The organism is Natrialba sp. PRR66, from assembly GCF_034808065.1.
GTDB classification, from domain to species: Archaea; Halobacteriota; Halobacteria; order Halobacteriales; family Natrialbaceae; genus Natrialba; species Natrialba aegyptia.
On the sequence record NZ_JAXHGN010000195.1, the window covers coordinates 1 to 252 of the forward strand.

At 69.4% G+C, this 252-nt stretch carries 1 pseudogene; it reads left to right on the plus strand.

Features of this window, described 5'->3' with window-relative positions:
* Positions 1-132 (plus strand): annotated as a pseudogene (locus SM755_RS23965) (proteasome assembly chaperone family protein); the annotation flags it as partial.
* Between the last annotated feature and the right edge of the window lie 120 nt (positions 133-252).

Below are 252 nucleotides of genomic sequence, written 5' to 3' on the forward strand. Positions count from 1 at the left end.
GCCATCGGCTTCGAGGTCGAGTTCGACTCGCTCGAAGAGCGTGCCGACGAGATGGAGGAGGTCGTCCAGAAGATCCAGCAGATGGAGGGCGGCCAGCAGGCCACCGACGACAACCTTCGGTACATCGGCTGAACCTTTTTACTGCGGGGGGTGCGCTCCCTCGCTCCGCTCGGTCGCCCACCCCCGTCTGCTCCCGGGCGGCGAAGCCGCCCGTTCGCACGGCCAGCGGGACGGCGGAGCCGTCCCGCTCGG